5 protein-coding genes are annotated in these 4,748 nt (G+C 38.0%); 2 read left to right on the forward strand and 3 right to left on the reverse strand.

Going from position 1 to position 4,748, the window contains the following annotated elements; all coding sequences use genetic code 11:
- The coding region (locus AMD01_RS13850) for an RNA-guided endonuclease TnpB family protein (RefSeq protein WP_157052740.1) at positions 1–521 on the forward strand (521 nt) is incomplete at its 5' end.
- A gap of 324 nt (positions 522–845) precedes the next feature.
- Positions 846–1,271 carry a carboxymuconolactone decarboxylase family protein gene (locus tag AMD01_RS13855; protein WP_053402026.1) on the forward strand — a complete coding sequence of 142 codons (426 nt, stop codon included), beginning with the start codon at positions 846–848 and terminating at the stop codon, positions 1,269–1,271.
- Between the two features lie 459 nt (positions 1,272–1,730).
- On the opposite strand, the gene AMD01_RS13860 is transcribed toward AMD01_RS13855, so the two are convergent.
- Genes AMD01_RS13860 through AMD01_RS13870 form a run of 3 tightly spaced genes read right to left on the reverse strand, consistent with a single transcriptional unit; the run spans position 1,731 to position 3,940 of the window.
- A complete protein-coding gene (locus AMD01_RS13860; protein ID WP_053402027.1) occupies positions 1,731–2,078 on the reverse strand; it encodes a hypothetical protein in 348 nt (115 codons plus the stop codon).
- Between the two features lie 2 nt (positions 2,079–2,080).
- Positions 2,081–3,031, reverse strand: coding sequence for an EndoU domain-containing protein (locus AMD01_RS13865; RefSeq protein ID WP_053402028.1), 951 nt, complete (start codon positions 3,029–3,031; stop codon positions 2,081–2,083).
- Between the two features lie 15 nt (positions 3,032–3,046).
- Positions 3,047–3,940 carry a T7SS effector LXG polymorphic toxin gene (locus tag AMD01_RS13870; RefSeq protein ID WP_053402029.1) on the reverse strand — a complete coding sequence of 298 codons (894 nt, stop codon included), beginning with the start codon at positions 3,938–3,940 and terminating at the stop codon, positions 3,047–3,049.
- Positions 3,941–4,748 lie beyond the last annotated feature (808 nt).

Consider the following 4,748-nt stretch of genomic DNA (forward strand, 5'->3'; position numbering starts at 1 on the left):
ACCCGCGTTTTCTGCGAAAATGGGAGAAAAAACTTCAAGATGCCCAACGAATCTTATCACGACGAACCATCGGTTCAGCCAATTGGCGCAAGCAAAAACAAAAAGTAGCCCGTATTCACGAAAAAATTACGAATACTCGAACGGATTTTCTGCATAAGCTCACGACCAACCTCATCAAAAACCACGATGTGTTGGCGATTGAAGACTTACAAATCCAATCCTTGTTAAAGAATCATCAAAATGCAAAAAGAATTAGTGAGGTATCGTGGTATGAATTTCGCACAATGCTCGAATACAAAGCTGCGTGGTATGGCCGAACAGTGATTGCGGTTGGGAAAACGTTTGCGTCATCTCAACTTTGTTCCGCGTGTGGAACGAAAAATAAAGAAGTGAAACAACTGAATCTCCGCAAATGGACGTGTGTTTCGTGTCACACCCATCACGATCGAGATTTTAATGCCAGTCTCAATATTCTTGCCGAAGGCAAAAGACTCTTACTTTTTGGTTCTTCTGCCTCCTAAATAGAAGAACCAAACCGTCGGTACGACGGGGCTAGCCTGATAATGTTTACTCCAACAGGGGTAATGACCCAGGAATCCCCCACTTCAAGCGACCCGTAAGGGTGGTAAGTGGCGGGTAGTTCAATATCCAGTAGAATAGATGCAAAACTTCAATTTATATGGGCATGTTGTTCAATCTTTTCCCACACAATAACTAAATTTCAATCGTAAAAGTTTCTTGCATTTTTAATTACATTTGAAACGTTTTATATGAAATAACAATGCATGCGGAATACAAAAAGGGATTTTTTCACTTTATACTTAAATAGAAAGGTTGGTGACGATATGCCAAGAATTTCTTTTTCTATGAACGGGGATACCCCCTTCCAACAACTATTAGGGCATAATCCATCTATTATGGAGGCATGGAACTCATTAGGAACAAACTTAGAGGGAGACGGCTGCTTATCAGCCGCATTAAAAGAGCAAGTGAGAAGGGTTTTAGCTCAACAGAATGGTTGCGAATATTGTAAAGCCAAAGGGAAGCCAGATCCTCAATCATATGATGAAAAAACGGCTATTGCTGTGGGGTTTGCAGAGGTGTTTCTCAAACAAAGAGGGCAAATAGAAGATTCTATTTTCACTATACTAAAAGATACGTTTAACGAGCAAGAAATTAGCGAGCTATGCGCTTTTATTTGCTTCACGACTGCTTCACAATATTTTGGTGCCATCTTATCTTTAAAACCGCAAAATGAGAACAATAAATGAAGAAGAAACAGCGTACGTGGAAAGATTATTTGTATGAAATGATTAGAGGGTTAATCTTATATAAGTAAGACAAACCATCTTTTATAAAACTACATATGCAATAGAAAGAGAAGTACCTATAAAAGCTTTTTTTGCATTCTAAACGGCTTCTATAGTACTTCTTTTTTCATTTATAAGAGTGAGCGTTTAATCTATCTAAGAATACAATAAGTGATAGTGGTTAGCGGAAACATCTACCCTATATAAATTACTTGGTGTATCGATACTTCTTCCTTGTTCCAAAAAAGCACGCGCATACTAATAATTTAAAGCATCCTTATAAAAAAGGATGTTCGTACACTACCATACGAACATCCTCTATTTAGTATTACTATGAAGCCTCTGTGAATTATTATTAATTTAAGCTAATTGCTATAAAATCCATAAGCTGTACGTTAAAATTGTCTCATTCTAACAATATCAGTTACTTTCTCCATACTTCTTTTCAATCGCTTCGTCCCAGAGCATGAAAATCTTTTTCAGTTCCTCGGTTTCAATAAGGCAATGATCTGGTGACCCTTCTGTAGCAAACTCAAATATAATTTTGGTCATGTCATAATTTATCTCCATGGTACAGGAATTTCCTGTAATTTCTTCATAAGAGGATTCTTTTGAAAGAACTTTATTCACCAAATCTAGGCGTATTCCTGATTTTACTTCTTGTATATCCGATAATACCAAATGAAACAACAAAGAAATTTCCTCTGGTACATCAATCATTAAACCACCTAGATCTTCATCTTCATAAATTTCAACTTTATACTTCATTGTTATCTTCCTCCACGTTCTATTAAGGGAAAAGCTGTGCTAATTTTTTCACCTTCATCTAAATACATTTTAATTTTTAATCCATCGGAAGTAGTTCCTACATAGAAAATATCCCCGTGCCTATTCCTTATCATTCGCTTATTTTCATATGCTTCATTAATCGCATTCAGAACCTGTACTCGATCCCAATCTTTTGGAAAAAAAGTTGAATCAAATCTCTTACGGAGCGAATTTACAGCAATTTCTGCTTGATAAATCCCTCTAGAATCTGGGGGATGGGTTATTGATAAAATTTCTCCTCCACCCATCATACTTTCATGATGATACCCTACTGCTCTTCCATGACGATTGACCTGCCCATGGAAAACATGTTCTACTGTATGTCCTGTAATAGGTCTTTGAGATCCGTTACTTCTAGACATTAACATCATCGTAGAGTGGTAGAGCTCAGTGGAAACATCTTCTCGGTATTGATTACTTAGGGTATTGATACTTCTTCCTTGTTCCACAAAAGCAAGTGCTCGTTGGGGAGCTAACCCTGCATTATTAAACAAGAACTCTTTCACCTTATACTGACCTTTCTGTTGTAACGAGCGAGCCATATCCGCTGCTTGATTAAGATCATCTGCAATGCCTGCTGCACCCTTAACGGTAATCCCCACTCCTAACAGACCGGTTGTTGATTGAAATAAGCTAGCTTGTCGTTCTTCATCCGTCAGCTTGTTCCCCAGTACACCTTTACCCATCGTATATTCGTACATGCCATTGGACAATAAAAATCCATAGATGCCTTTTTCTGTCTCTTGCAGAACTTTAAATGATTTCGGAGTTTGATAAAGAGCCAATGAATGCTGGGCTACATGAATCCCTTTGGTCGCTTTATAGGCAACATTCCCGCCCTTTATCGCTCGTCCCGCCCATCCGACAAACGGGATAAATCCAGCAGCAGCCATCGCGCCAGATGCGGTTCATTTCATGGCCGAAAGCTTTGTATTGGTAACAGGATCTACCCCATCTACTGCCCGCTTATAATCATAATAACCACTAAATTCGCCCGCTAAATCGCCCGCCTTTTCATACCACGGTTTGTTTGCTTGCATTTTCCGCTGTTTTTCAGCTTTGATGGCAGCTTTTTGATCGCTAATTCGTTGCTTTTGTTCCTTTTTATCTTGAACGTAACCAGAAGCCATTTGATCAATCTCTTTTTGCGCTTTATATGCATCGCTATTTTGATACGCTTTTGCATCAAAATAGAGTTGATAAGCGGGGCTTCCACTCGACGTCATTTCTTGCAAACGACTTATGCTGGATTGAACAGACTCAAAAAAGATGGCTAACATCTTATACTCACTTGAAAGCTGATCGTCTAATCCCTCCACGGCATGAATCGTGGCCATTCGTTTCTTTTCAGCTGCCTCTATGTCTTTTTCAAATGCTTTTTCTGAAAAAGGGGTAAGATGCATAATATCGTCAATTCTATGTAAAATCGTTGCTAATTCTTCTTTTTGCTGTGTAATCATCTGTAGCGAGTGATGATTGCCTACAGCTAGATCGTGCTCTAAAAACGAGACATCAATAAAAAGGGCTCCTTCAAGCTTAGCTTGCTCCACATAGTCTCCAATACTAGCAAAATAAGCTTGATGCGATGAAACAAGACTTTTCCAATGCGTTACGATATCAACGTGCGCTTGGTAAAAATGCTTGATCTTGTCCGCTCCTTTTCCCTTAAAATCATCATCGAGTGTGGCTACAGAATGAAGAGCTTTTTTCAACACTTTGAGCTGTCCATACAGCGATTTATACGCTTCTTCACGCTCCCTAGCAGCGTACAAAAGCGTATGCGCTTCGTATACTTTACCCATTGTACACCCCACTTTATCTAAACTTTAGGCTCACTAGAGTGAGACATTTTCCTCTACTTACCATTATAAAGGGGCTGTTTTCGTATCCCAATAGGTCATTGAGCCTTTTGTAAGTTTATCCCTTTGTTAAATTATCCCTATAAACACAGACAACGCACGTAAAAATACTCATTTATTTTCACTATTGGCTTATTTTTAAATTCAATTTATCTTCTTTTACTCATCTATGAAAAGTAATTTTTTCTCTATACCAATAATCTAGTAAGAATTAACAGATAGAAACACTATCGGACGTGGAATCAATAAAAAAAGTCGTCATTTGACGACTTTTGGAAGATGATTTACTTATGTACTAAGCGTGCATTTACTCTTATTATACTCCCGCATTAATTTGTAAAAAGTGGCTTTCTTTGTATTCAATAGGGCCATTGATTAAAAAGAGGTAATTTCTTTCCCCTCACTCTTACACCTTTTTGAATATTTGTGAGATCTCGACTTTGTGTCTTCTGAACATCATGCTCCTTTATAGCGCGATGTTAATTCCTTCTCGGTACTTTTTCAAATATGGTTCTACTCTTCCTTATCCATCCAAGAACGGATTTGAAAAAATTATTTAGGACACACAATGTTTTAGACAGGTGAAATCCTTCTTACATAACATTGCGCGCTATCTCACACGAAGACGAGGGTTTTTTTCTCAAAATATGATTTAATGCGCTGCTCCTATTTGGATTCAATCGTAACAGTTGGTTCATATTCACTCAACACTTCTAGAACGTAATCAGCAGTTAAATATACATGGTGTTCT

Origin of the sequence: Priestia koreensis (assembly GCF_001274935.1) — a bacterium.
Lineage (GTDB): Bacteria > Bacillota > Bacilli > Bacillales > Bacillaceae_H > Bacillus_AG > Bacillus_AG koreensis.

Coding starts and splice junctions, on each gene's coding strand:
- AMD01_RS13855 (WP_053402026.1), top strand. CDS start 846: ATGCCAAGAATTTCTTTTTCTATGAACGGGGATACCCCCTTCCAACAA.
- AMD01_RS13860 (WP_053402027.1), bottom strand. CDS start 2,078: ATGAAGTATAAAGTTGAAATTTATGAAGATGAAGATCTAGGTGGTTTA.
- AMD01_RS13865 (WP_053402028.1), bottom strand. CDS start 3,031: ATGGCTGCTGCTGGATTTATCCCGTTTGTCGGATGGGCGGGACGAGCG.
- AMD01_RS13870 (WP_053402029.1), bottom strand. CDS start 3,940: ATGGGTAAAGTATACGAAGCGCATACGCTTTTGTACGCTGCTAGGGAG.